A 22,779-nucleotide genomic window follows, 5' to 3' on the forward strand; every position below is an offset into this window, starting at 1 on the left:
TAAATTCAGGTGTAAATCGTGGTGTGCCCATACGCTTCTCCTATGCTCAAACTATAGGGCAGGATCGTCTACCGGGGCGGGGTCAGTCCATTATTTGCGAACAGCGCTCTAGTAAAATGAAGTCATACCAGGCGCAGTTACGCAAATGATCTGGAGCGAAGCAATTAGGTTTTCCTTCTCCAGACCGGACAAAGACCGGATTTTGCCTTGCTGTGATGAATCCACCAGACAGGCATAGAAGTTGGAGTTGTGTTTATTGCCCGTTTGAAACCCAAAAGAAGACGGCACTGTGACCGCAAGGGCAGGGAGTAGCTAAAAGGAAATGCTCAGGCTGGATGGAAGAGGCCGAGTGATGGTAACTGTGGCTAAGATGACCAGAAATCTACCGGAACCCCAGAAAGCAAAAACCCAGCCATAGGCTGGGTTCTTTAAAGAGTGGTGCCCGGACTCGGAATCGAACCAAGGACACGGGGATTTTCAATCCCCTGCTCTACCGACTGAGCTATCCGGGCAACGGGGCGCATTAAACCCGATCTGCCCGGTGGCGTCAACGAAAAATGTTGTTTTCGTTACGGACTGCGCAATCTCTCACCATTTCGCCGCATCCTTAAGCGAAAAAGTGCGTCCAGAGCGCGGAGAGCGGCATGGCGAGCAGCAGCGCGGGCAGCATGTTCACCACGGCAAACATCTTGATCCCACAGATGCGCAGCCCGGTAGCCAGCAGCAGCAGGCCGCCGACGGCGGTAAAGTCTGCCATCATCGCCGGCGTAGTGAGCGGGAGAATTAACGTGGCGCAGGTAGCCAGTGCCAGCTGGATCAGCAGCATCGGGACGCAAATCGCCGCCACGGCAATGCCGAGCGTGGTGGCAAAAATAGTGGCGGTGAAGAAATCAAGAAACGCTTTTGCAATCAAAATGCTCGGGTCGCCCGTCATCCCTTCCTGCATCGAACCGAAAATCCCGGTGCCGCTGGCGCAAAACAGAATAATGATGGCGACATAGTTCTGAATAAACGTCTCGTGCGTGCCGTGTTTCGCCTTGCCCGGTCGGGCTATCAGGTTTTTGGCTTTGCTCACCGCGCTGTTAATGCCTTTTTCCAGATAGCAAAATTCGCCAATCAGCGCGCCGAGCAGGGTGGCCAACACCATCACCGGCAGGTTGGCGCATTTGACCACCAACAGAATACCGATCCCTAACGATGCCAGGCCGAATATCGAGGGCATGGAGGTGCGAATACGCTCCGGCAGTCGCTGGCTCAGCACGGCGCCGAGTACGCCGCCCAGCAATACGGCGCCTGCGTTAATAAATGGCCCGATAACCAAAGTTAACTCCTGTTATTTAATCATTGATATTGCATTATTATGGCATGGCAGGGCTACGCGGGCCTTAGCTTTGGTTGATTTCGTGCATACTGATTCCTTCTTGCACCTCAAAATAAAAGGTGACATTATTGCGCGAATTTTCTCCTCCCTGTCTCACCGCCCGGTGAGGGTAACTGCGCCTATGAAAACCATGAAAATTGCCGTCAGCCGCGAGCTGCTTTCCACTGTGTCTACTCACCGCGAAAAGGTGACGCTGGACAGCACTGATTTTACCGATGTGGCGGCCGTCGTCATCACAACAGCTGAAAGTCGCAGCGGCATTCTTGCACTGCTGAAACGCACGGGCTTTCAGCTACCGGTGTTTATTTTCTCGCAGGAGCCTACGGACGTACCCGATGGCGCCACCGCGGTTATCTCGGGTAAAGCTCAGGAGTTTCTGGAACTGGAGAGCGCTGCCAGCCGCTACGAAGAGAACCTGCTGCCGCCCTTTTTTGACACCCTGAGCCAGTATGTGGAGATGGGCAACAGCACTTTCGCCTGTCCGGGCCACCAGCATGGGGCCTTTTTCAAAAAACACCCGGCAGGGCGACAGTTCTATGATTTCTTCGGTGAGAACGTGTTTCGCGCCGACATGTGCAATGCCGACGTGAAGCTGGGCGATCTGCTGATCCACGAAGGGTCCGCCAAACACGCGCAAAAGTTCGCGGCGAAAGTGTTCAACGCGGACAAAACCTACTTCGTGCTGAACGGCACGTCAGCGGCCAACAAGGTGGTGACCAACGCGCTGCTGACCCGCGGCGACCTGGTGCTGTTCGACCGCAATAACCATAAGTCTAACCACCACGGGGCGCTGATCCAGGCGGGCGCCACGCCGGTTTATCTTGAGGCGGCGCGTAACCCGTTTGGCTTTATTGGCGGGATTGACGACCATTGCTTTGACGATGCGTATCTGCGGGATCTTATCCGCGAAGCGGCGCCGGAAAAGGCCGACGAGGCGCGTCCGTTCCGCCTGGCAATCATTCAGCTTGGCACCTACGATGGGACGATCTACAACGCGCGCCAGGTGATCGACAAGATCGGTCATCTGTGCGACTACATTCTCTTTGACTCCGCATGGGTGGGCTACGAGCAGTTTATTCCGATGATGGCGGAAACGTCCCCGCTCTTGCTGGAATTGAACGAGAACGATCCGGGGATTTTCGTGACCCAGTCGGTGCACAAACAGCAGGCCGGGTTCTCGCAAACGTCGCAGATCCATAAAAAGGATAACCACATTCGCGGTCAGGCGCGTTTCTGCCCGCACAAGCGGCTGAACAACGCGTTTATGCTGCATGCCTCCACCAGCCCGTTTTATCCGCTGTTCGCCGCGCTGGATGTGAATGCCAAGATCCACGAAGGGGAAAGCGGACGCAGGCTGTGGGCGGAGTGCGTCGAGCTGGGGATTGAGGCGCGCAAGGCAATCATTGCCAACTGTCATATGATCAAACCGTTTATCCCGCCGGTGGTGGCGGGGCGGCCGTGGCAGGATCATCCGACGCACGCCATTGCCGGCGAGCTGCGCTTCTTCAGCTTTGAGCCGGGGGCCAAATGGCACGGCTTTGAGGGCTATGCTCGCGAGCAGTACTTTGTCGACCCGTGCAAGCTCCTGCTGACCACGCCGGGTATCGATGCTGAAACCGGGGAGTACACGGATTTCGGGATCCCGGCGACGATTCTGGCGCACTACCTACGCGAAAACGGCATCGTGCCGGAGAAATGCGACCTCAACTCGATCCTGTTCCTGCTGACGCCTGCCGAAAGCAGCGAGAAGCTGGCGCAGCTGGTGGCGATGCTGGGCCAGTTCGAACAGCATATTGAAGACGACACGCCGCTGGCGGACGTGCTGCCGACGATCTTCCAGAAATACCCGGTGCGCTACCGGGATTACACCCTTCGCCAGCTGTGCCAGGAGATGCACGATCTCTACGTCAGCTTTGACGTGAAGGATCTGCAGAAGGCGATGTTCCGCAAGGAGAGCCTGCCTGAGGTGGTAATGAACCCGCAGGATGCAAACCGGGCCTATATTCGCGGAGAGGTGGAGCTGGTTCGCATACGGGATGCCGCAGGGCGCATTGCTGCCGAAGGAGCGCTGCCCTATCCGCCGGGCGTGCTTTGCGTGGTGCCGGGTGAGGTCTGGGGCGGGGCGGTACAGCGTTACTTCCTGGCGCTGGAGGAGGGCGTCAACCTGCTGCCGGGCTTCTCGCCGGAGCTGCAGGGGGTTTACAGCGAGAAGGATGCCGACGGGATTAAGCGGCTGTATGGGTATGTATTAAGGTAGCCCCCTCACCCTAACCCTCTCCCCAAAGGGGAGAGGGAACGTTTCATCAAACCGCACTACGCTTGTACATCCTCCTCGGATGCCCAATCTTGCCGTACAGCATCTCCACCGTCAGAAAACCCGCCTCCACGCAGTGCTCCAGATAGCGCCGGGTGGTGGTTTTGCTTAACCCCGTTTCGCTCACCACCTCATCCACGGTAAAGCAGTGCGTTGCCTTGTCTTTGAACAGCGTCTGCACCCGCGCCAGCGTATTTTCCTCAATGCCTTTACTGCCGTTGTCCAGGCGGTAGTTTTTCGCCTGGAGCTGATACAGCGAATCCACGTTCTGCTGGTCGACAATCTTCCAGACGCGCTGCTGTTCCGCAAACTGCACGAACCGCTCCAGCGACTGGCTGAGCCGCTTCCAGGAGACGGGTTTGAGGATGTAGTCGAACGCGCCGTTGCGAATCGCCTGGCTGCAGGTGTCCATATCGCTGGCGGCGGTAATAAAAATCACCGAGCAGTTGGCGCGGGCCAGCATGGGGTTATTGATAAGCGAGATACCTTTGCCGTCCGGCAGGTAGTTATCCAGCAGCATCAGCTGCGGCTGTTTGCTTTCAAGCTCTGCCTGGGCCGCAGCCAGAGACGAGGCAATGCCTACCAGCCTCAGACGCGGATGTTTGCCTATCAGCTCCGCGTGCAGTTGCGCCAGTTCGTTCTCGTCTTCAACAATCAGTACGTCGATAAGTTCATGTTGCATAGTCGGTGTCTTCCAGTTGCCGGGCGGTTCCCGTGGCCGGGATAAACAAGGAGAAAATGGCGCCGCGCGGGGTATTATCGGCAACTTCTATCGCGCCGCCAGCCTGTGTGACGTAGCTTTCGATCAGATACAGGCCAATCCCATGATCGCCGCGCGTTTTGGTGGTGATGCCGCGTTCAAAGATCCGGTCACGGATCGCCGGTGTAATGCCTACGCCCTGGTCGGCGACTTCAATAATCAGCTCCTGTTCACTGAGTTTGATCAGCACTTCTACCGGCGCGTGGGGAAGCGGCGATCGCTGCGTTGCTTCGATGGCGTTATCCAGCAGGTTGCCAATAATTGAAATCAGCTCTTGCTCCCCAAGGGGCAGGAACGGTCTGTCCAGCCGACAGCCCGGGTCGAAACACAGCTCGACGCCTTTCTCCCGCGCGCGGGCGGCTTTCCCCAGCAGCAGGCCGCACAGGGTCGGGGAACTGAAGCGCGAAGAGATAAAGTCCAGCAGCTCCTGGGCATGTTCCGACTGTGCCTGAATGTAGCCAATGGCTTCCTCGTAGCGGCCCATGTGCAGCAGGCCGGAGAGGGTGGTCATCCTGTTTAACTGCTCGTGGCGCATAATGCGCAGGTTATCGACATAGCGTTTAACCTGGCTGAGCTGGGCGCTCAGCGAGTCGATCTCGTTGCGATCGCGGAAGGTGATCACCCAGCCCTGCAGCGCCCCCTCAAGCATGATGTGCACCCGGCTGGCAATCACCGTGAGATCGTTAAAACGGCAAATCTCGTCATGGGTATCTTTCGCCAGCATCGTCTGCGTGTCGAAGAACGGGACCGGATCGATCACCTGGCTTATCAGCTGTCCGCGCAGCTCGCGGGCCGGCTGGCTCAGACCCAGCAGCTTGCGCGCCGCCTGGTTGATGACTTCAATCCGCCGCCGATCGTCAATGGCAATCACCCCTTCATAAATAGACTCCATCATCGCCTTCTGCTGGCGCACCAGCAGGCCGATCTCGCGTGGCTCAAGGGAGAAGATCTGCTTCTTGATGCTGCGGGTAAAGAACCAGGAGAAGATAAAGAGAGCGATCAGCAGCAGCACGGCGGCAATCAGGATATTGACCACTTTACTGACGGTAATGGTGTCAAGGTAGCTGGTCAGATAGCCTACCGAAACAATGCCGACCACCTGTCCGGCAGCGTTGAAGATAGGAGCTTTACTGCGCAGCGAAATGCCCAGCCCGCCTTTGCGGATTGTGGTGGTGCTTTTACCCTGCAATACGGCTTCATTGTCTCCGCCAACCAGGGTTGTGCCCACTCTGTCGGCAAAGACGGAGTGAAAAAGATGCTGCCCTTTATTATCACCAATCACAATAAAGCTGGCGTCACTGTGCGCAGAAATCTTCTGCATAAAATCATGGATGGCGTTGATATTCTTTTGTTCAACTTCATTACGCAATGTCGGAATAAGCGCAATCTCTTCAGCCTGTATTTTGGCACGCGTACTCATTTCCTGATAAAGCTGTTTCCCGACGTCGGCATAATAATATCCGCCCAGCAGCGCGAAAAGCACCGAGAAAAAGGCAACCAGCGAAATAAACAGCTTAATCTGGAAAGAGACTTTCATAACTATCACGCGAGGTAGCAGCAAAGATCGCCAATATATCATCTTTTTTCGCGCTGACGCCCGCTTTGCCGAAAACTTGTGATCCCTTGCACAGCGGGCGCTGTAAAAGAGTTATCCTAAAGGCTAACGTGCTTCTGGCTTCCCGAACAAATGTTATTTGTTTGTTCAATTCGGAAAAGAAACCATAAAAACCACGGCAATAAATAAGGTATAAATCACATTAAATAAAAGAAACCATTAAAACCATAGCTGCCATTAAAACTTCGCTTTTAATATGCCATCCCTCACATAAAGTAAGCCTTTGTGACTCTAAGCTGAACGCACAAAATAACCAAGGGGCTTATTATGAGCACAACTGACGATTCTTTCTCTGTTACCCACGACCCGATTGAAATTCAGCGGCCTTCGCTCAAAGAGCGCTGGTGGCATATTATGGATACCTGGAAAGTTGGGATTATTCCTCTGCCGCTGTTCGTTCTGGCGGGCGCGCTGATTGCGATTGATTGCCTGGGCGGAAAACTGCCGAGCGATATCGTGGTCATGGTGGCAACGCTGGCCTTCTTCGGCTTTGCCTGCGGCGAGTTTGGCAAACGCCTGCCGATTGTCGGCAAGCTCGGCGCGGCGGCGATTTGCGCCACCTTTATCCCTTCCGCGCTGGTCTACTATGGCCTGCTGCCGGACGTGGTGGTCGAGTCCACCACCAAGTTCTACAAATCCACCAACATTCTCTATCTCTACATCTGCTGCATTATCGTCGGCAGCATCATGAGTATGAACCGCACGGTGCTGATTCAGGGCTTCCTGCGCATCTTCTTCCCGATGCTGTGCGGTGAAGTTGTCGGCATGCTGGTAGGGATGGGCGTTGGCCTGGCGCTGGGTCTTGAGCCGTTCCAGATCTTCTTCTTTATCATTCTGCCGATTATGGCGGGCGGCGTCGGGGAAGGGGCAATCCCGCTTTCCATCGGCTATGCCACCCTGCTGCACATGGACCAGGGCGTGGCGCTCGGCCGCGTGCTGCCGATGGTCATGCTCGGCGGTCTGACGGCAATCATCATCTCCGGCTGCCTGAACCAGCTCGGTAAACGCTTCCCGCACCTGACCGGTGAAGGCCAGCTGATGCCTAACCGCGCGAATGCCGATGCCACCGTCTCTCAGCCTGCGTTTTCCGGCAAAGCGGACGTTACCACTATCGCCTCCGGCGCGCTGCTGGCGGTGCTGCTCTACATGCTGGGCATGCTCGGCCACAAGCTGATTGGCCTGCCTGCACCAGTTGGCATGCTGTTTATGGCGGTACTGGTGAAGCTCTGCAACGGCGCCTCTCCACGTCTGCTGGAAGGCTCTCAGGTGGTGTACAAATTCTTCCAGACCTCCGTGACCTACCCAATCCTCTTCGCCGTCGGTGTGGCTATCACCCCGTGGCATGAACTGGTGGCGGCGTTCACCGTCAGCAACCTGCTGGTGATTGTCAGCACCGTTTCCGCACTGGTGGCAACCGGCTTCTTCGTCGGCAAAAAGATTGGTATGCACCCGATTGATGTCGCCATCGTCTCCTGCTGCCAGAGCGGCCAGGGCGGTACCGGCGACGTGGCGATCCTGACCGCAGGCAACCGCATGAGCCTGATGCCGTTCGCCCAGATTGCTACCCGTATCGGCGGGGCGATTAACGTCTCTGTCTCACTGCTGATTCTGGGCAACTTCCTCGTTTAAGTTTTCAGGAAAGAACAATGAAACTCGCAAGCTTTTTATACCAGGGAAAACGCAGCTACGGCATCGTCCAGGCCGACGGCGTGATTGATTTAGGCCGCCGTCTCGGCGACCGCTACAGCGACCTTAAGGCGCTGCTGCAGGGCAACGGGCTGGCGCAGGCCACCCGCTACCTGAACGATGCCGTGGACGTGCCGCTGAGCGCCATCACCTTCTTACCGGTGATTGAGCAGCCGGAAAAGATCCTCTGCGTGGGCATGAACTACGCCGACAAGCGCAAGGAGTTTGACCAGCATAACCCGGCCCCGACGCTGTTTGTCCGCTTCCCGGATTCACAGACCGGCCACAACGAGCCGGTGCTGAAGCCGCGCCACTCCAGCGAATTCGACTACGAAGGCGAGCTGGCGGTGATCATCGGCAAAGGCGGGGAGAACATCAGCCGCGACGACGCCCTGCGCCACGTGGCGGGCTACAGCTGCTACATGGACGGCTCCGCCCGCGACTGGCAGCACACCTGGTTCACCGCCGGTAAAAACTGGCGCAAAACCGGCGCGTTTGGGCCGTGGATGGCGACGGCAGATGAGATTCCGGATCCGCACCAGCTTGCGATCCGCACCTGGCTGAACGGCCGCATGGTACAGGAAGACAACACCAGCAGCATGATCCACAAGGTTGCGGAGCTGATCGAGTACATCAGCACCTTCACCCGCCTCAGTCCGGGCGACGTGATCATCACCGGATCTCCGGGCGGGGTGGGTAAAAAGCGCAACCCGCCGCTGTTTATGAAGGAAGGGGATCGCATTGAGGTGGAGATCGAACATATCGGTCATCTGAGCAACGTGATCGTGGAAGCGCCAGCCGTCGGGCTTGCGGCAGCACACTGAGTAAGGCGGCATGAACAGTCAACCCATCGATTTTCGCCACACGCTGGTGGCGAAACACCCGGAACGCTTAAGCCAGATCCGCTACCTGCTGGCAGACAGCGGCCTTGGACTGGACAACGACATCACGCTGTTTGTCGAAGCCTGGTCCGGCCCGCAGCTAGTGGGTTGCGCAGGGCTTGCTGCCAACGTCATCAAATGCGTGGCGGTTGACGAGCAGCTTCGCGGCGAGAACCTCAGCGCGCGGCTGCTGGCAGAGGTGGAAAATGCGGCGCTGGAGTGCGGCCATTTTCATCTCTTCCTCTGTACCCGTCCGTGCAACCGGGAGCGCTTTGCCCGCAGCGGCTTCTGGCCGATCGCCCAGAGCGGGAACAACGCGGTGCTGATGGAGAACACCCCGCAGGGGATCGAACGCTACTGCCGTTCCCTGCGCGCGAAGCGCAAGTGCGGGGAGAACATTGGCGCGATAGTGATGAACGCCAATCCGTTCACCCTCGGCCATCGCCATCTGGTGGAGCAGGCGGCGACGCGGTGCGACGCCCTGCATCTGTTCGTGGTGCGTGAAGACGCCTCGTTCTTCCCGTTCAGCGCGCGCCTCGAGATGGTGCGCGCGGGCGTGGCGCATCTGCCGAACGTGGTAGTGCATGAAGGCTCGCAGTACATCATCTCCCGCGCCACCTTCCCGGCCTACTTCCTGAAGGAGACCGGCAAAGTGCAGCAGGCGTGGAGCGAGATCGACGTGCTGATCTTCCGGGACTTCATCGCCCCGGCGCTCGGCATCACGCACCGCTTCATCGGCTCGGAGCCGTTCTGCGATATCACCCGCCAGTACAACCAGACGCTGCACGACCTGCTGGCCTCGCATATCGAGGTGGTGGAAATGCCGCGCATCAAGGCCACCGGCAACGCCATATCAGCGTCCGAAGTGCGCCGCTTACTGAAGACACAGCAGTTTTCCCGGATCCGGGAGATTGTCCCGGACTCCACCTTCGCGCATCTCGAAACGCATTACCGTGCGAGTGCGGAAGTCGCTTAACTACCAGGAATTTATCATGAAAATTGTAAGGGAGGCGCTGGCCGGAACGCAGGAGTCCAGCGACCTGATGGTGAAAATCGCTCCCGCTCACGGCGAGCTGGAGATAGTCATCCACAGTGAAGTGATTAAGCAGTTTGGCGAGCAGATTCGCCAGGTGGTCAACGACACGTTGCGCGCCATGAACGTGCACCAGGGATTAATTATTATTGAAGACAAAGGGGCGCTGGACTGTGTTATCCGCGCCCGCCTGCAAAGCGCGCTGATGCGTGCCGCCGATGAACAGGCCATCAACTGGGGGGCGCTGAAATGAGCAAACTCCGCCGCAGTATGTTGTTCCTGCCGGGCGCCAACGCCGCCATGCTCTCAACCGCCTTTATCTACCGTCCCGACTCCATCATGTTTGACCTTGAGGACGCTGTTGCCCTGCGCGAGAAGGATACCGCGCGCATGCTGGTGTTCCACGCGCTTCAGCACCCGATGTATCAGGATATCGAAACCGTGGTGCGCATTAACCCGCTCAGCACGCCGTTTGGCCTGCTGGATCTGGAAGCCGCCGTGCGGGCCGGCGTGGACGTGATCCGCCTGCCGAAAACCGACACGCCGGACGATATCTACGAGCTGGAAGGCCACCTCGAGCGTATCGAGCAGGCGTGCGGCCGCGAGGTTGGCTCCACCCGCGTGATGGCGGCGATTGAATCGGCCATTGGCGTCATCAACGCCGTGGCGATTGCCCGCAGCTCTGTGCGCCTCATCGGAATTGCGCTGGCCGCCTTTGACTACGTGATGGACATGCAGACCGAGCGCGGCGACGGCACCGAGCTGTTCTACGCCCGCTGCGCCGTGCTGCACGCCGCCCGCGCGGCGGGCATCGACGCCTTCGACGTGGTGTGGTCAGACGTTAACGACGAGGCCGGGTTCCTGCGCGAGGTCGATCTGATCCGCAAGATGGGCTTTAACGGCAAATCGCTGATTAACCCGCGCCAGATTGACCTGCTGCACAACGCCTACGCCCCGACTCAGGAAGAGGTGGATCACGCCAAAAGGGTGATTGAGGCGGCAGAAGAGGGCGAGCGTAACGGCCTGGGCGTGGTGTCGCTCAACGGCAAAATGGTGGATGCACCGATTATTAACCACGCGCAGGTGGTGCTGGAGCGCGCGGCGGCCTCCGGCGTGCGTCGATAAGGATAAAATAATGAATCAGACAGAACTTCTTCACATGAATTTTCCCCATCTGCGGGATTTAAAACCCTTTGATACCGCCCACAGCGCCACGCCTTGGCTGGCGGACAGCGACGCAAAGCACAGCCGCAAGCTCTGCGCCTCTCTTGAGGAGGCGGTGATGCGAAGCGGCCTGCAGGACGGGATGACCATCTCCTTCCACCACGCGTTTCGCGAAGGCGACCGGGTGATCAACACCGTCGTGGCGCTGCTGGCGCGAATGGGCTTCAAAAACCTGACGCTGGCCTCCAGTTCGCTGATGACCTGCAACGACGCGCTGATCGAGCATATTGAAAGCGGCGTCATCACCCGGATTTATACCTCGGGCATGCGCGGCAGGCTTGCGGATGCCATCTCCCACGGGCTGATGGACGAGCCGGTGCAAATCCACTCCCACGGCGGGCGCGTGAAGCTGCTCCAGGACGGCGAGCTGAATATTGACGTGGCGTTTCTCGGCGTGCCGTGCAGCGATGAGTTTGGCAATGCCAACGGGACGCACGGTAAATCGTGCTGCGGCTCCCTCGGCTACGCCATGGTGGACGCGCACTTTGCCCGTAAGGTGGTGCTGCTGACTGAAGAACTGGTGCCGTTCCCCAATATGCCCGCCAGCCTGGTGCAGGACCAGGTGGACTACATCGTGCAGGTTGAAAGCGTGGGCGACCCGGCGAAAATCAGCGTCGGCGCGGCGCGCGTCACCAGCAACCCGCGCGAGCTGATGATCGCCCGCTATGCGGCGGACGTGATTGAACACTCCGGCTACTTCAAACCGGGCTTCTCGATGCAGACCGGCTCCGGCGCGGCGGCGACCGCCTGCACGCGCTTTATGGAAGAGAAGATGGAGCGCAGCGGCGTGAAGGCGCGCTTTGCGCTCGGCGGCATCACCGGCAGCCTGGTGGATCTGCACGAGAAGGGGCTCATCGAAAAGCTGCTCGACACCCAGTGCTTTGACGGCCAGGCGGCGGCCTCGCTGGCGCGCAACCCGAATCACGTAGAGATCTCCACCAACGTCTACGCCAACCCCGGCAGCAAGGCGGCAAGCTGCGACCAGCTCGACGTGGTGATCCTCAGCGCGCTGGAAATTGACGTCGATTTCAACGTCAACGTTATCACCGGCTCCGACGGCGTGATGCGCGGCGCGTCCGGCGGGCACTGCGACGTGGCCGCCGCGGCGAACCTGACCATCGTCGTTGCCCCTCTGCTGCGCAGCCGCATTCCGACGGTCGTGAAGCGCGTCACCACGCGCCTCACGCCGGGCGAAAGCATCGACGTGCTGGTCACCGACCACGGCATTGCGGTCAACCCGGCGCGCCCGGAGATCCGTGAGCGGCTGCTGGAAGCCGGGCTCAACGTTGTGGATATCAGCGCGCTTTACGAGCGGGCGATTTCCCTGACGGGCGTACCGAAACCGATTGAATTTACCGACAAAATCGTCGGAGTGATCCGCTACCGCGACGGCAGCGTGATCGACACCGTGCGACAGGTGAAGGAGGAAGTGTGATTTTAGCGACACCCGTGCGGGCGGGTGTCAGCCTTGACGAACTGCTGGCGGCGAAAGAGCGCCGCGCAGCGCGCCAGGCTGACATGCTTGAGCACTATCAACAACCGGTGATTTCCCTCACGCTGGTCACCCCAGGGGAAATCAAAGACAGCCTGCGGTATCGTAATACCATGGGCGTGGCGCTGCAAATGTGCGACCAGCTGCTGTGGGAAAACCGCTGGCCGGTGCTGGACCGCCAGGTGCTGTGGCTCCCGACCGGGCCAGAAGCCCTGTGGTGCGTGGCCCATCCCGCGGTGGAAATCAAAGCGCACTGTGCGGATCTGGAGCAGACGCACCCGCTCGGCAGGCTGTGGGATCTGGACGTGATCTGCCCTCAGCACGGCCACGTCGGGCGTCAGTCGCTGGGGGCAAACCTCAGACGCTGTCTGGTCTGCGACGAGCCCGCTCACGCCTGCTCCCGCTCGCGGAACCATCCCGTTGAGCAGGTGGTTTCCCGCGTGGAGAAGACGATCGATGACTGGTTCGCCCGCGACTAAACCCCGCATTACGCACGTGCCCGCGCTTGCCGAAGCGGCGCTATGGCAGGAGCTGGAGCTGACGCCCAAGCCAGGGCTGGTCGACAAGCTTAATAACGGTTCCCATCGCGATATGGACCACGCGCTGTTCGTCCGCAGCATTGCGGCGATTACGCCGTGGTTTTCGCGCTTTGCCGAGCTCGGTAACGCGCATGCGGATAAACCCGCTGATGCACAGCTTCGGATTATCCGCCCGATGGGGATGGCCTGCGAGCAGGCGATGTACGCCGCGACGAACGGAGTGAACACCCACAAGGGCGGGATTTTTGCCCTGGGTTTACTGTGCTTCACCGCCGGGCGTGTGAAAAATATCTCCGCAGACAGCCTCTGCTGTGAGGTGAGTAACATCTGCAGCGGGCTGGTGTCGCGTGAGCTGGCCGCGCGCGGCGGACAGGCGACGGCGGGCGAGCGGCAGTTTCAGCTGTACGGCTTAACCGGCGCGCGCGGAGAGGCGGAAAGCGGCTTTGCGACGGCGCGTAAGGCGCTGGCGCAGTGGAACGGACTGTCGCTTCACGGCCTGCTGTTGCGCCTGATGGCGGTCAATCAGGACAGTAATCTCGTGTCGCGCGGCGGCATTGAAGGGCTACGCTACGTTCAGGGCTACGCGCGGGAATTACTGGCGAGTGGCTGGGATCGCGAGGCGCTGCTTAAGATGGATAAGGCATTGATTGAACGGAACCTGAGCCCGGGCGGCAGCGCGGATTTGCTGTCGGTGGGGTGGGTGCTCTCTGCAATAAAATAGCCGGGTGGCGGCTTCGCCTTACCCGGCCTACGGTCTGGTTTTGAAGGCCCGGTAAGCGCAGCGCCACCGGGCACAACAATCAATGCGCGATCGGCTGTGCACCGTGCGGTTCACGCACGTGCTTGTACTTGAACAGTGCGATGAACGCGAAGAACAGCACCAGCGAGTATGCTGCGAAGATCAGCCACACAGGCTGCCAGTTGGTGATGCCGTTGGTGGTGTACATCTCAACGACTTTACCGCTTACCACTCCGCCCAGAATACAGCCGAAGCCGTTGGTCATCATCAGGAACATACCCTGCGCGCTGGCGCGGATTTCAGGCTTCACCTCTTTTTCCACAAACACCGAACCAGAGATGTTGAAGAAGTCGAAGGCGCAGCCGTAAACGATCATCGACAGCACCAGCAGCACGGTACCAAACGCGCTCGGGTCACCGTAGGCGAACAGGCCGAAGCGCAGCATCCATGCCGCGATACTGATCAGCATGACGTTTTTGATGCCGTAGCGGCTCAGGAAGAACGGGATGGTCAGAATGAACAGCGTCTCAGAGATCTGAGAGATGGACATCATCACCGACGCATGTTCAACGATAAAGCTGCCGGAGAACAGCGGGTTGTTATCGAAGCTGTGCAGGAAGGTGTTGCCGAACATGTTGGTGATCTGCAGCTCTGCGCCCAGCAGCATGGAGAAGATAAAGAAGATCGCCATGCGTTTGTTTTTAAACAGCGCGAACGCGTCCAGGCCGAGCATGGTGCTCCAGCTCTGGTTTTTCTGCTGGTTAGAAACCGGAATGGTTGGCAGCGTCAGGGTGAAGATCGCCAGCACTACGGAGAGCGCCGCACCGATATAGAGCTGCATATGGCTCAGTTCGAAGCCTGCGAAGCTCACGCCCCACATCGCCATGATAAAGCCGATGGTACCCCAGATACGGATTGGCGGGAAATCGGTCACGATATCCAAATCCGCGGATTTCAGGCGGTAGTAGGAGATGGTGTTGATCAGGCCAAGCGTTGGCATATAGGCCAGCGAGTTAAGCAGGATCACCATGAACATCGCCCCCGGCGTGGTCACCTGGGCAGCCATAAACAGCGTCCCCGCGCCCACCAGATGGCAAAGCATGTACAGCCATTTCGCACTCAACCATTTATCCGCCACGATACCCAGCAGCGTTGGCATGAAGACAGCCGCAATACCGAGCGAACTGTAAACGGCACCGATTGACGCACCGTCGAACTTGAGCGTCACAAACATATAGGAGCCGAGTGTAGTCAGCCAGCTACCCCACAGGCAGAACTGCAGAAACGACAATATTTTAAGCTGCAGCTTAAGGTTCATGTTACTTTCCTCACAAGTGAGCGGGAGATATGTTGTTATAGGAACATTCAGGGTTGTTATTTGATGCAATTCTATCAGTTGGCAACAATATGTTTTGTTACCTCCCGCAAAAAAATGCAATCCACATTAATTTGCAGTTTGGATTGTGATGCAAATAACATTTTCGTATGGGTGGGGTTGGATAGGTGCGGCCTGATGCCCTCACCCTGACCCTCTCCCACAGGGAGAGGGGAAACAGAACACCTTCTCCCAGAGGGGAGAAGGTGTGCCGATCACCGGCGACGATAGTTCTTCTGCGCCGTATTCACCTTATACAGATAGCGACGGGATTCCGCAGACGGGTGGCGGGTGGTGAGGGTAGAGTAGACATCCCCCGGCGCCATGCTGTTGATGATGTTTGCGGCCTGCACCTTGTCATTTGAGAAGACTCGCAGCACGCTGCCCGCGCCGCCGTTATAGGCGGTGATCACCGCATAGCGGCGCGACGTTGGGTTATCAATGCCGCCCAGGTAAACATTGTTCAGCATCGCCAGATAGGCCGTGCCGGTATCAATGTTGCTCTGCGGATCGAACAGATAGCTGCGGCTCGGCGTGCCGGATTTTCCCTGCGCGCGGAAGACGTCTTTACCGGCGCTGTGCTGCACAACCTGCATCAGCCCCAGGGCGTCGGAACGGCTTACCGCGTACGGGTTGAACGAGGATTCGGTCTGCATAATCGCCAGGATCAGCGACTCATCCACGCCGTACTTACGCGAGGCCTGACGCACCATCCCAATGTACTTATGCGCACGCTTGTCGAGGTGGTTCGGGACGAGGTTGATGGTCACGCTGTAGATAATCTTCAGACCGTTAGAGCGGCTTTTCAGGCGCGTCTGCAGCAGGTAGTCGGCAAATTTCGTGGCGCGACCTTCCCAGCGGATCGGCTGGCCGGTCTGATCGACAACCTGGCCGTACAGGAACGGCTCTTTCGAGATCGTGATATCGTCGGCATCGGAGTAGAGATCGATAGATCCAGGATCGTCACCCATCAGCAGGGTCTTGATAATCGCCTGACGCAGGCGCGCAGCAGGGTCAGTGCCTGCGATGGTCTCGATCGTGATCGTCCCCTCATCAAAGTTGATGTGGCTACGGGTCAGATAGGCGTCGGTGTACTTAACGTAGTCCTTAGGTCCTGCAATAAGAACTTCGTTAAATCCCCATATGTTCTCGATGTTGTGGGCAAACTGCCCCATCAAAATGTCAAAACCGTTGGTGTCCTTGATCCAGGCTTCGTTGTAATCTTCGCCTTTTTTTGACGAACACGAGACAAGCAACGGCGCAACAAGGGCTAGCGCTAAAAGTTTTTTCATCATTCCGGGAGTGCGTGTTGTGTTTGCTTTAACGGCGGGGTTTCCCCCGCACGCTGTTATTTTTCCGGTGGCGTATAGCCTTCGATGTGCACGTCTTTACCTTCGAACAGGAAGCTCACCATCTCCTGCTCCAGCAGCTTGCGGTGTTCCGGGTTCATCATGCTGAGTTTTTTCTCGTTGATCAGCATGGTCTGCTTTTTCTGCCACTGTCCCCAGGCTTCTTTGGATATTTCATTGTAGATGCGTTTACCCAGGTCGCCCGGATAAAGCTGGAAATCCTGGCCTTCAGCGTCACGCTGCAGGAAAGTACAAAAAATCGTTCTGGCCATACTCATTCCTCTTTTTCTTGTCGATGCTAAACCATTGCACCGGCACGTAATTGCTGTAACAGGCGCTCCACGGGAGCCGCCAGTCCGACTGATGGCGGTTGCGCTAAGTTATACCAGAGAGCGGTGCCTTCATCCATGCACGAGGCAAATGACGACACGGGAAGCCACATGGGTACAATATCCAGGTGGAAATGGCTGAACGTATGGCGAAACGCGGTCAGCTGCGTCAGGTTATCGGCAGCAATCCCGCGCTGTTTAAGCCATTCACGCAGCAAATCTTCATCTTCAAACTGTGGGAAGCAGTATAGACCACCCCACAGACCGCTCGGTGGACGCTGGGCGAGGAAGACCTCGTCGCCGTGCTGCATCAGCAGCATATAGCCGGTGCGCTCCGGCAGCGTCTGTTTGGGTTTCTTACCCGGATATTGCGCCCATGAATGGTTGGCATACGCCACACAGAGATTATTCACCGGGCAGAGTTCGCATTTTGGTTTTGAGCGCGTACAGACCATCGCGCCGAGATCCATCATCGCCTGGTTGAAACGCTCGACGCCGTTGGCCGGGGTGACCGCTTCACTTATTTCCCAAAGGCGTTTCTCAACGTCCTTCTTCCCCGGCCAGCCGTCGACGGCATAGCAGCGTGCCAGCACGCGCTTCACGTTGCCGTCGAGGATCGGGTAATGCTTGCCTAAAGACAGGGAGAGAATGGCGCCTGCGGTTGAACGTCCTACGCCGGGGAGAGCGGCCACCTCATCGAAGGTTTCCGGGAATTTCCCGTTGTGGCGCGTCGCGACCTGCTGTGCGGCCTTGTGAAGGTTACGTGCCCGGGCATAATAGCCAAGACCGGTCCACAGGTGCAGGACCTCGTCCAGCGGCGCGTTGGCCAGATCGGTCACCGTCGGGAAGCGCGCCATAAAACGCTCGAAGTAAGGGATCACCGTGGCGACCTGCGTTTGTTGCAACATCACCTCGGATAGCCATACTTTATAAGGCGTTTTTTCAATTTGCCAGGGCAGGGTTTTACGCCCGTATTTGTCGTACCAGTCCAGCAACTGGGCTGAAAATTGAGAGGCTTGCATGGTCATCGATTCGCATAATCAGGGACGCAGATTGCAGCACAGCGTCAATCTGCTGTAAACCGGATCTTTCCCATGCTTGCATAGAAGCCTTAACTTTGGATAATGCCCGTTTCCCGAACATTCTCACAAGCAGACAACTCTTTTATGAAAAACGACGTCATTTCACCGGAATTTGATGAAAACGGTCGCCCGCTGCGCCGTATTCGCAGCTTTGTCCGCCGTCAGGGCCGCCTGACAAAAGGGCAGCAACATGCGCTGGACAACTACTGGCCGGTGATGGGCGTTGAATTCAGCGAGCAGCCTCTGGACTTTACCGAACTGTTCGGCCGCGAAGCACCCGTCACGCTGGAGATCGGGTTTGGTATGGGCACCTCGCTGGTGGCCATGGCGAAAGCGCGACCGGAGCAGAACTTCCTCGGTATCGAAGTCCACTCCCCGGGCGTGGGTGCATGCCTGGCAACGGCCCATGAAGAGGGCGTTGAGAACCTGCGCGTGATGTGTCACGACGCGGTGGAAGTGCTGCATAAAATGATTCCTGACAATTCTTTAACCATGGTTCAGCTCTTTTTCCCTGACCCGTGGCACAAAGCACGTCATAATAAACGCCGTATCGTTCAGGCACCGTTTGCCGAGCTGGTGAAAAGTAAGCTGAAGCCGGGCGGTGTCTTCCATATGGCGACCGACTGGGAACCGTATGCGGAACATATGCTGGAAGTGATGTCGTCGCTGGACGGGTATAAAAACCAGTCTGCGAGCAACGACTATGTACCGCGTCCGGAATCGCGTCCGGTAACGAAATTTGAACAGCGTGGCCATCGTCTTGGTCACGGTGTATGGGACTTAATGTTCGAGAGGGTGAAATAATGGCAAAGAATCGTAGCCGTCGTCTGCGTAAAAAGATGCACATCGAAGAATTCCAGGAAGTGGGCTTCTCCGTTGCGTGGCGTTTCCCGGAAGGCACCAGTGTAGAACAGATCGATCAGGACGTAGATGCGTTCATCAATGATGTGATTGAGCCAAACAAGCTGGCCTTCGACGGTAGCGGCTACCTGGCCTGGGAAGGTCTGATCTGCACCCAGGAAGTGGGTAAATGCACCGAAGAACATCAGGCGCTGGTACGTAAATGGCTTGAAGATCACAAGCTCGAAGATGTCCGCGTCAGCGAACTTTTCGACGTTTGGTGGGACTAATAAAGCAATAAGGGGCCAGCATTAGCTGGCCCATTTTGTCTGAGGGAGTGTTTAAGATGCGCAAAACGTTGCTGGCTGTTGCTTTGATGGCAACCGGATTCACCGCCCATGCGGATTATCAATGTAGCGTCACCCCGCGTGATGACGTGGTGTTAAGCCCGCAAACCGTGCAGGTCAAAGGCGAGAACGGCAATCTGGTGATTACGCCGGATGGTAACGTGACGTTTAACGGCAAGCCGCAAAACCTGACTGCCGCGCAGCGCGAACAGGCGAAGGATTACCAGGCTGAGCTGCGTACCGCACTGCCGTGGATTAACGACGGCGCGCTGACCCGCGTTGAGAAAAGCCGCGTCGCGCTGGATAAGATCATTACTAAAGAAGTGGGTGAGAGCAGCAACATGCGCACCCGCCTGACGAAGCTGGACAAGCAGCTTAAAGAGCAGATGAACCGCATTATCGAGACGCGCTCCGACGGCCTGACGTTCCACTACAAGGCGATCGATCAGGTCCGCGCTGACGGGCAGCAGCTGGTGAATCAGGCGATGGGCGGCATCCTGCAGGACAGCATCAACGAAATGGGGGCGAAAGCCGTGCTGAAAGGCGGCGGTAACCCGCTGCAGGGCGTGCTGGGCAGCCTGGGCGGCTTGCAGACCTCCATTCAGAACGAGTGGAAGAACCAGGAAGATGATTTCCAGCAGTTCGGCAAAGACGTGTGTAAACGCGTGGTGTCGCTGGAAGATAGCCGGAAGGCGCTGGTGGGGACGCTTAAGTAATATCTCTGCGCGCTGGGCCCCTCACCCCAGCCCTCTCCCCATGGGAGAGGGTGTAATCGTTCCCTCTCCCATGGGGAGAGGGTTAGGGTGAGGGCATCAGGCATTGCAGTCGTTGCAGAATAGCTATCAACACCTCCTCCTCATTAGCCCTGAATTCATTATTCCAGAACCGTACGACTTCCCATCCGTTCGTATTCAAAAACGCGGTACGACGTGAATCATAGTCCTCTTCACCCTGATGTTGTCCCCCATCCAGCTCAACGATCAGTTTCGCCTTAAAGCAGGCAAAATCGACGATATAGGTCCCAATCGGCATCTGACGGCGAAACTTATACCCAAAGAAACGGCGACCTCTGAGCAAATACCAGAGGCGTAATTCTTCGGGCGTCATTTCTTTGCGGAGTTGTTTTGATTTTTCCATCCTCACACTCTGCCAGCCTTTTCCTCAGCCGGCAGAACGGGATGCGAAATCCTGAATCAGCCTTCAGGAATCTTCGGCGAGAAACAGCTCAAGAAGGGAGTTTAAGAACAGCTTGCCGTGCTCGGTGATCTGCCAGCATTCCTCACTCTCGGTGAGATACCCCTTTGCCAGCGCTTCGTCAATCTGCGGACGAATCACCGATTCCGCCAGGCCGGTGTACAGCGAAAATTCCTTGCGTGGTGCCGCTTCCAGCAGGCGGAAACGGTTCATAAAGAACTCAAACGGCTTATCCTCCGCCTCAACGTCGTGCTGACGCTCCAGGTAGCGGCCTTCCATGTATCCGCGCGGGTGGCGGGTTTTGGCGGTGCGCAGAATGCGCCCGTCCGGGAAGGTCGCCTTGCCGTGCGCGCCGCAGCCAATTCCCAGATAGTCGCCAAAGCGCCAGTAGTTCAGGTTGTGCTGGCACTGATAGCCCGGCTTCGCATACGCGGACGTTTCATACTGCTGATAGCCCGCAGCGGTTAGAAGCCTGTGACCCTGCTCGAAGATATCCCACAGCGCGTCGTCGTCCGGCAGCACCGGCGGGCGGGAACCGAACAGCGTGTTTGGCTCAATGGTGAGCTGATACCACGAAAGGTGCGGCGGGTTCAGTTCGATCGCCTGGCGCAGGTCGTCCAGCGCCTCTTCCAGCGACTGATCCGGCAGGCCGTGCATCAAATCCAGGTTAAAGCTGCGAAGGCCCAGCCCGCTCGCCAGGTTGGCCGCGCGCTTCGCCTCTTCCGGGCCGTGAATGCGCCCCAGACGTTTTAGCTTCGGCTCGCTAAAGCTCTGCACGCCGATGGAGATGCGGTTTACGCCCGCGCGCTGATAGTCGACAAAACGGTCGGCCTCAACGGTGCCGGGGTTGGCTTCCATCGTAATTTCCGCATCCGCCGCCAGGTTCAGGCGCGCACGCACGCCGTCCAGCAGCGTCTGCATCGCCGGGCCGGACAGCAGGCTCGGCGTACCGCCACCAATGAAAATGGTCTTAACTTCACGTCCCTGTGCGTAAGCGACATCGGCGTCCAGGTCGGCCAGCAGATGCGCAACATAGTCATCGTGTGGCACTTCGCCCTTCAGCGCGTGCGAGTTGAAATCGCAGTATGGGCATTTCTGCACGCACCACGGGATGTGAATATACAGACTCAGAGGCGGCAAATTAGCCATTACGCAGTGCTTCCAGTAACAGTTTCAGCGCGCGTCCACGGTGGGAAATCGCGCTTTTTTCTTCGCGGGTCAGTTCCGCAGCGGTTTTGCCCTCGGTCGGGACAAAGAAAATCGGATCGTAGCCAAAGCCGCCGTTGCCAGCCGCTTCACGGGTAATCACGCCAGGCCAGCTGCCGTGGCAGACGATCGGCGTCGGGTCTTCCGCGTGGCGCATATAGACCAGTACGCAGTGGAACTGCGCGGTGCGCTGTTCGTCCGGTACGTCTTTCAGGGCGACAAGCAGCTTTTCCAGATTCTGCTGATCGGTGGCGTCCACGCCGGAATAGCGCGCAGAGTAAATCCCCGGTGCACCGCCCAGGAAGTCCACGGCCAGGCCGGAGTCGTCGGCAATCGCGGGCAGGCCGGTAATCTGCGCGGCGTGACGTGCTTTCAGGATCGCGTTTTCGATAAACGTCAGCCCCGTCTCTTCGGCGGACTCCACGCCAAGATCGGTCTGGGCGACCACGTCCAGCCCAAAATCATTTAATAGCGAGGCCAGCTCGCGCACTTTACCGGCGTTGCCGGTCGCGAGAACAACTTTCTGCATGGTTTAGTCCTGTTCTTTCAGAACCGCGACTTCCGTCGGGATAGATTGCGGATTAAGGATTTTTACCTGTTTATGTCGCCCAAGTTCACCTTTTTCAATGATGACCTGGCTTTTGGCGACGCGAAACTGTTTTGCCAGATATTTAGTCAGATGCGCGTTCGCCTGGCCGTCAACCGGCGGGGCGGTGATGGCGACTTTTAACTCGTCGCCATGCAGCCCGACAATACTGTCACGGCTGGCTTTTGGCTGAATATACAGCCGCAAAACCAGCCCGTTAGCGCAGGTGCTTACGGCACTCATAGCGCCATCCACAGCCCCGGCAGCAGCATATCGCCCGTGGACTGTAACAACTCAGCGATCCCCATGTTAACCACGTACAGCAGCAGAACCAGGATCATCGGCGAGAAATCAATACCGCCCATCGAAGGCAGCAGGTTGCGAATCGGGCGCAGCAGCGGCTCGGCCAGTTGGATCAGCGCATATTCTACCGGACTACGCCCCTGGCTCACCCAGCTCATGATGGCCATGACCAGCAGCACCCAGAAAATCAGCAGGCCGATGGTTTTGATTAAAATCAGGACCGCAGCAATCCAGATAATCGGCTGGAAGGTAATGACCATAAACAGCACAATCGCTTTGATAACGCTCAGAATAAACGCCACCAGCAAAGACGAACTGTCGATGGGACCCATCGCCGGGATAATACGGCGCAGCGGTCCGACAACAGGTTGCGTGATTTTCACGACAAACTGCGAGAACGGATTGTAAAAATCACAGCGTGCCCACTGCATCCAGACGCGCAGCAAAAGCGCCATCGTATACAGCTCAAGCACTGTTGAGAGCAGGAAAGTCAACGTCTTCATG

The 22,779-nt window shown here is 57.6% G+C and carries 24 protein-coding genes and 1 tRNA gene; 12 read left to right on the plus strand and 13 right to left on the minus strand.

Annotated features, from left to right (window positions below):
- Positions 1–436: 436 nt before the first annotated feature.
- Positions 437–512: transfer RNA gene (locus UTM25_RS13135), tRNA-Phe, on the minus strand.
- 95 nt (positions 513–607) lie between these two features.
- Complete coding sequence (locus tag UTM25_RS13140; protein WP_032653359.1) at positions 608–1,321, minus strand: DUF554 domain-containing protein; 714 nt, start codon at positions 1,319–1,321, stop codon at positions 608–610.
- Positions 1,322–1,502: 181 nt separating this feature from the next.
- Between UTM25_RS13140 and UTM25_RS13145 the strand changes: the two genes are divergently transcribed.
- Positions 1,503–3,638 carry an ornithine decarboxylase gene (locus UTM25_RS13145; RefSeq protein WP_194401893.1) on the plus strand — a complete coding sequence of 712 codons (2,136 nt, stop codon included), beginning with the start codon at positions 1,503–1,505 and terminating at the stop codon, positions 3,636–3,638.
- A 46-nt stretch (positions 3,639–3,684) separates the two neighbouring features.
- On the opposite strand, the gene UTM25_RS13150 is transcribed toward UTM25_RS13145, so the two are convergent.
- Both UTM25_RS13150 and UTM25_RS13155 read right to left on the minus strand, forming a co-directional pair.
- Positions 3,685–4,377, minus strand: a complete 693-nt coding sequence (locus UTM25_RS13150; RefSeq protein WP_194401892.1) for a response regulator — start codon at positions 4,375–4,377, stop codon at positions 3,685–3,687.
- Entirely contained in the window at positions 4,367–5,992 is a 1,626-nt protein-coding gene (locus UTM25_RS13155; protein WP_181593834.1) for a sensor histidine kinase, read from the minus strand. Before UTM25_RS13155 ends, UTM25_RS13150 begins: the two co-directional genes overlap by 11 nt.
- A 345-nt stretch (positions 5,993–6,337) precedes the next feature.
- Here UTM25_RS13155 and UTM25_RS13160 point away from each other — a divergent pair, with 345 nt between their 5' ends.
- The 8 genes from UTM25_RS13160 to citG are packed head-to-tail and all read left to right on the plus strand — an operon-like array spanning position 6,338 to position 13,646.
- Complete coding sequence (locus tag UTM25_RS13160; RefSeq protein ID WP_033146621.1) at positions 6,338–7,699, plus strand: 2-hydroxycarboxylate transporter family protein; 1,362 nt, start codon at positions 6,338–6,340, stop codon at positions 7,697–7,699.
- 17 nt (positions 7,700–7,716) lie between these two features.
- Positions 7,717–8,580 carry a fumarylacetoacetate hydrolase family protein gene (locus UTM25_RS13165; protein ID WP_032660021.1) on the plus strand — a complete coding sequence of 288 codons (864 nt, stop codon included), beginning with the start codon at positions 7,717–7,719 and terminating at the stop codon, positions 8,578–8,580.
- Positions 8,581–8,590: 10 nt separating this feature from the next.
- On the plus strand, positions 8,591–9,613 hold the full coding sequence (gene citC / locus UTM25_RS13170) for a [citrate (pro-3S)-lyase] ligase (protein WP_194401891.1): 1,023 nt from the start codon (positions 8,591–8,593) through the stop codon (positions 9,611–9,613).
- Positions 9,614–9,629: 16 nt separating this feature from the next.
- Entirely contained in the window at positions 9,630–9,923 is a 294-nt protein-coding gene (citD, locus tag UTM25_RS13175) for a citrate lyase acyl carrier protein (protein ID WP_008499773.1), read from the plus strand.
- Entirely contained in the window at positions 9,920–10,795 is an 876-nt protein-coding gene (gene citE, locus UTM25_RS13180; RefSeq protein WP_194401890.1) for a citrate (pro-3S)-lyase subunit beta, read from the plus strand. The genes citD and citE overlap by 4 nt, the downstream gene beginning before the upstream one ends.
- A gap of 10 nt (positions 10,796–10,805) precedes the next feature.
- Positions 10,806–12,329, plus strand: a complete 1,524-nt coding sequence (gene citF, locus UTM25_RS13185; RefSeq protein WP_194401889.1) for a citrate lyase subunit alpha — start codon at positions 10,806–10,808, stop codon at positions 12,327–12,329.
- A complete protein-coding gene (gene citX, locus UTM25_RS13190) occupies positions 12,326–12,865 on the plus strand; it encodes a citrate lyase holo-[acyl-carrier protein] synthase (protein ID WP_194401888.1) in 540 nt (179 codons plus the stop codon). The genes citF and citX overlap by 4 nt, the downstream gene beginning before the upstream one ends.
- Positions 12,843–13,646 (plus strand): triphosphoribosyl-dephospho-CoA synthase CitG, encoded by an 804-nt coding sequence (gene citG / locus UTM25_RS13195; protein ID WP_194401887.1) that lies wholly within the window; start codon positions 12,843–12,845, stop codon positions 13,644–13,646. Before citX ends, citG begins: the two co-directional genes overlap by 23 nt.
- A 79-nt stretch (positions 13,647–13,725) precedes the next feature.
- Here citG and UTM25_RS13200 read toward each other — a convergent pair whose 3' ends face one another.
- From UTM25_RS13200 to mutY, 4 genes are all read right to left on the minus strand, one after another.
- Positions 13,726–14,982, minus strand: a complete 1,257-nt coding sequence (locus tag UTM25_RS13200) for a nucleoside permease (protein ID WP_029740744.1) — start codon at positions 14,980–14,982, stop codon at positions 13,726–13,728.
- A gap of 272 nt (positions 14,983–15,254) precedes the next feature.
- Entirely contained in the window at positions 15,255–16,331 is a 1,077-nt protein-coding gene (gene mltC, locus UTM25_RS13205) for a membrane-bound lytic murein transglycosylase MltC (RefSeq protein WP_024906549.1), read from the minus strand.
- Positions 16,332–16,387: 56 nt separating this feature from the next.
- On the minus strand, positions 16,388–16,660 hold the full coding sequence (locus UTM25_RS13210) for an oxidative damage protection protein (protein WP_023309138.1): 273 nt from the start codon (positions 16,658–16,660) through the stop codon (positions 16,388–16,390).
- 26 nt (positions 16,661–16,686) lie between these two features.
- Positions 16,687–17,739 (minus strand): A/G-specific adenine glycosylase, encoded by a 1,053-nt coding sequence (mutY, locus tag UTM25_RS13215; protein WP_194401886.1) that lies wholly within the window; start codon positions 17,737–17,739, stop codon positions 16,687–16,689.
- A 144-nt stretch (positions 17,740–17,883) separates the two neighbouring features.
- Here mutY and trmB point away from each other — a divergent pair, with 144 nt between their 5' ends.
- Genes trmB through UTM25_RS13230 form a run of 3 tightly spaced genes read left to right on the plus strand, consistent with a single transcriptional unit; the run spans position 17,884 to position 19,702 of the window.
- Positions 17,884–18,603, plus strand: coding sequence for a tRNA (guanosine(46)-N7)-methyltransferase TrmB (gene trmB, locus UTM25_RS13220; protein WP_194401885.1), 720 nt, complete (start codon positions 17,884–17,886; stop codon positions 18,601–18,603).
- A complete protein-coding gene (locus UTM25_RS13225) occupies positions 18,603–18,929 on the plus strand; it encodes a YggL family protein (protein ID WP_014885198.1) in 327 nt (108 codons plus the stop codon). Before trmB ends, UTM25_RS13225 begins: the two co-directional genes overlap by 1 nt.
- Positions 18,930–18,985: 56 nt before the next feature.
- Entirely contained in the window at positions 18,986–19,702 is a 717-nt protein-coding gene (locus UTM25_RS13230) for a DUF2884 domain-containing protein (protein WP_058841913.1), read from the plus strand.
- Positions 19,703–19,784: 82 nt separating this feature from the next.
- On the opposite strand, the gene UTM25_RS13235 is transcribed toward UTM25_RS13230, so the two are convergent.
- From UTM25_RS13235 to UTM25_RS13255, 5 genes are all read right to left on the minus strand, one after another.
- Entirely contained in the window at positions 19,785–20,123 is a 339-nt protein-coding gene (locus UTM25_RS13235) for an endonuclease domain-containing protein (RefSeq protein WP_320714860.1), read from the minus strand.
- Between the two features lie 63 nt (positions 20,124–20,186).
- Positions 20,187–21,329 (minus strand): radical SAM family heme chaperone HemW, encoded by a 1,143-nt coding sequence (gene hemW / locus UTM25_RS13240; RefSeq protein WP_194401883.1) that lies wholly within the window; start codon positions 21,327–21,329, stop codon positions 20,187–20,189.
- Positions 21,322–21,915 carry an XTP/dITP diphosphatase gene (locus UTM25_RS13245; protein ID WP_048979374.1) on the minus strand — a complete coding sequence of 198 codons (594 nt, stop codon included), beginning with the start codon at positions 21,913–21,915 and terminating at the stop codon, positions 21,322–21,324. The genes hemW and UTM25_RS13245 overlap by 8 nt, the downstream gene beginning before the upstream one ends.
- A 3-nt stretch (positions 21,916–21,918) precedes the next feature.
- Complete coding sequence (gene yggU, locus UTM25_RS13250; protein WP_194401882.1) at positions 21,919–22,215, minus strand: DUF167 family protein YggU; 297 nt, start codon at positions 22,213–22,215, stop codon at positions 21,919–21,921.
- On the minus strand, positions 22,212–22,778 hold the full coding sequence (locus tag UTM25_RS13255) for a YggT family protein (RefSeq protein WP_023309130.1): 567 nt from the start codon (positions 22,776–22,778) through the stop codon (positions 22,212–22,214). The genes yggU and UTM25_RS13255 overlap by 4 nt, the downstream gene beginning before the upstream one ends.
- Position 22,779 lies beyond the last annotated feature (1 nt).

The organism is Enterobacter sp. 61D5 (assembly GCF_034107965.1).
GTDB lineage: Bacteria > Pseudomonadota > Gammaproteobacteria > Enterobacterales > Enterobacteriaceae > Enterobacter > Enterobacter cloacae_M.

Excerpts from the sequence above, each read along its gene's own strand:
- UTM25_RS13145 (WP_194401893.1), top strand. The coding sequence starts at position 1,503 with ATGAAAACCATGAAAATTGCCGTCAGCCGCGAGCTGCTTTCCACTGTG.
- hemW (WP_194401883.1), bottom strand. The coding sequence starts at position 21,329 with ATGGCTAATTTGCCGCCTCTGAGTCTGTATATTCACATCCCGTGGTGC.
- UTM25_RS13160 (WP_033146621.1), top strand. The coding sequence starts at position 6,338 with ATGAGCACAACTGACGATTCTTTCTCTGTTACCCACGACCCGATTGAA.
- UTM25_RS13165 (WP_032660021.1), top strand. The coding sequence starts at position 7,717 with ATGAAACTCGCAAGCTTTTTATACCAGGGAAAACGCAGCTACGGCATC.
- UTM25_RS13150 (WP_194401892.1), bottom strand. The coding sequence starts at position 4,377 with ATGCAACATGAACTTATCGACGTACTGATTGTTGAAGACGAGAACGAA.
- UTM25_RS13210 (WP_023309138.1), bottom strand. The coding sequence starts at position 16,660 with ATGGCCAGAACGATTTTTTGTACTTTCCTGCAGCGTGACGCTGAAGGC.
- UTM25_RS13225 (WP_014885198.1), top strand. The coding sequence starts at position 18,603 with ATGGCAAAGAATCGTAGCCGTCGTCTGCGTAAAAAGATGCACATCGAA.
- UTM25_RS13255 (WP_023309130.1), bottom strand. The coding sequence starts at position 22,778 with ATGAAGACGTTGACTTTCCTGCTCTCAACAGTGCTTGAGCTGTATACG.
- mltC (WP_024906549.1), bottom strand. The coding sequence starts at position 16,331 with ATGAAAAAACTTTTAGCGCTAGCCCTTGTTGCGCCGTTGCTTGTCTCG.
- citD (WP_008499773.1), top strand. The coding sequence starts at position 9,630 with ATGAAAATTGTAAGGGAGGCGCTGGCCGGAACGCAGGAGTCCAGCGAC.
- citG (WP_194401887.1), top strand. The coding sequence starts at position 12,843 with ATGACTGGTTCGCCCGCGACTAAACCCCGCATTACGCACGTGCCCGCG.
- yggU (WP_194401882.1), bottom strand. The coding sequence starts at position 22,215 with ATGAGTGCCGTAAGCACCTGCGCTAACGGGCTGGTTTTGCGGCTGTAT.
- UTM25_RS13200 (WP_029740744.1), bottom strand. The coding sequence starts at position 14,982 with ATGAACCTTAAGCTGCAGCTTAAAATATTGTCGTTTCTGCAGTTCTGC.
- citF (WP_194401889.1), top strand. The coding sequence starts at position 10,806 with ATGAATCAGACAGAACTTCTTCACATGAATTTTCCCCATCTGCGGGAT.
- citC (WP_194401891.1), top strand. The coding sequence starts at position 8,591 with ATGAACAGTCAACCCATCGATTTTCGCCACACGCTGGTGGCGAAACAC.
- UTM25_RS13155 (WP_181593834.1), bottom strand. The coding sequence starts at position 5,992 with ATGAAAGTCTCTTTCCAGATTAAGCTGTTTATTTCGCTGGTTGCCTTT.
- UTM25_RS13245 (WP_048979374.1), bottom strand. The coding sequence starts at position 21,915 with ATGCAGAAAGTTGTTCTCGCGACCGGCAACGCCGGTAAAGTGCGCGAG.
- mutY (WP_194401886.1), bottom strand. The coding sequence starts at position 17,739 with ATGCAAGCCTCTCAATTTTCAGCCCAGTTGCTGGACTGGTACGACAAA.
- UTM25_RS13230 (WP_058841913.1), top strand. The coding sequence starts at position 18,986 with ATGCGCAAAACGTTGCTGGCTGTTGCTTTGATGGCAACCGGATTCACC.
- UTM25_RS13235 (WP_320714860.1), bottom strand. The coding sequence starts at position 20,123 with ATGGAAAAATCAAAACAACTCCGCAAAGAAATGACGCCCGAAGAATTA.
- citE (WP_194401890.1), top strand. The coding sequence starts at position 9,920 with ATGAGCAAACTCCGCCGCAGTATGTTGTTCCTGCCGGGCGCCAACGCC.
- trmB (WP_194401885.1), top strand. The coding sequence starts at position 17,884 with ATGAAAAACGACGTCATTTCACCGGAATTTGATGAAAACGGTCGCCCG.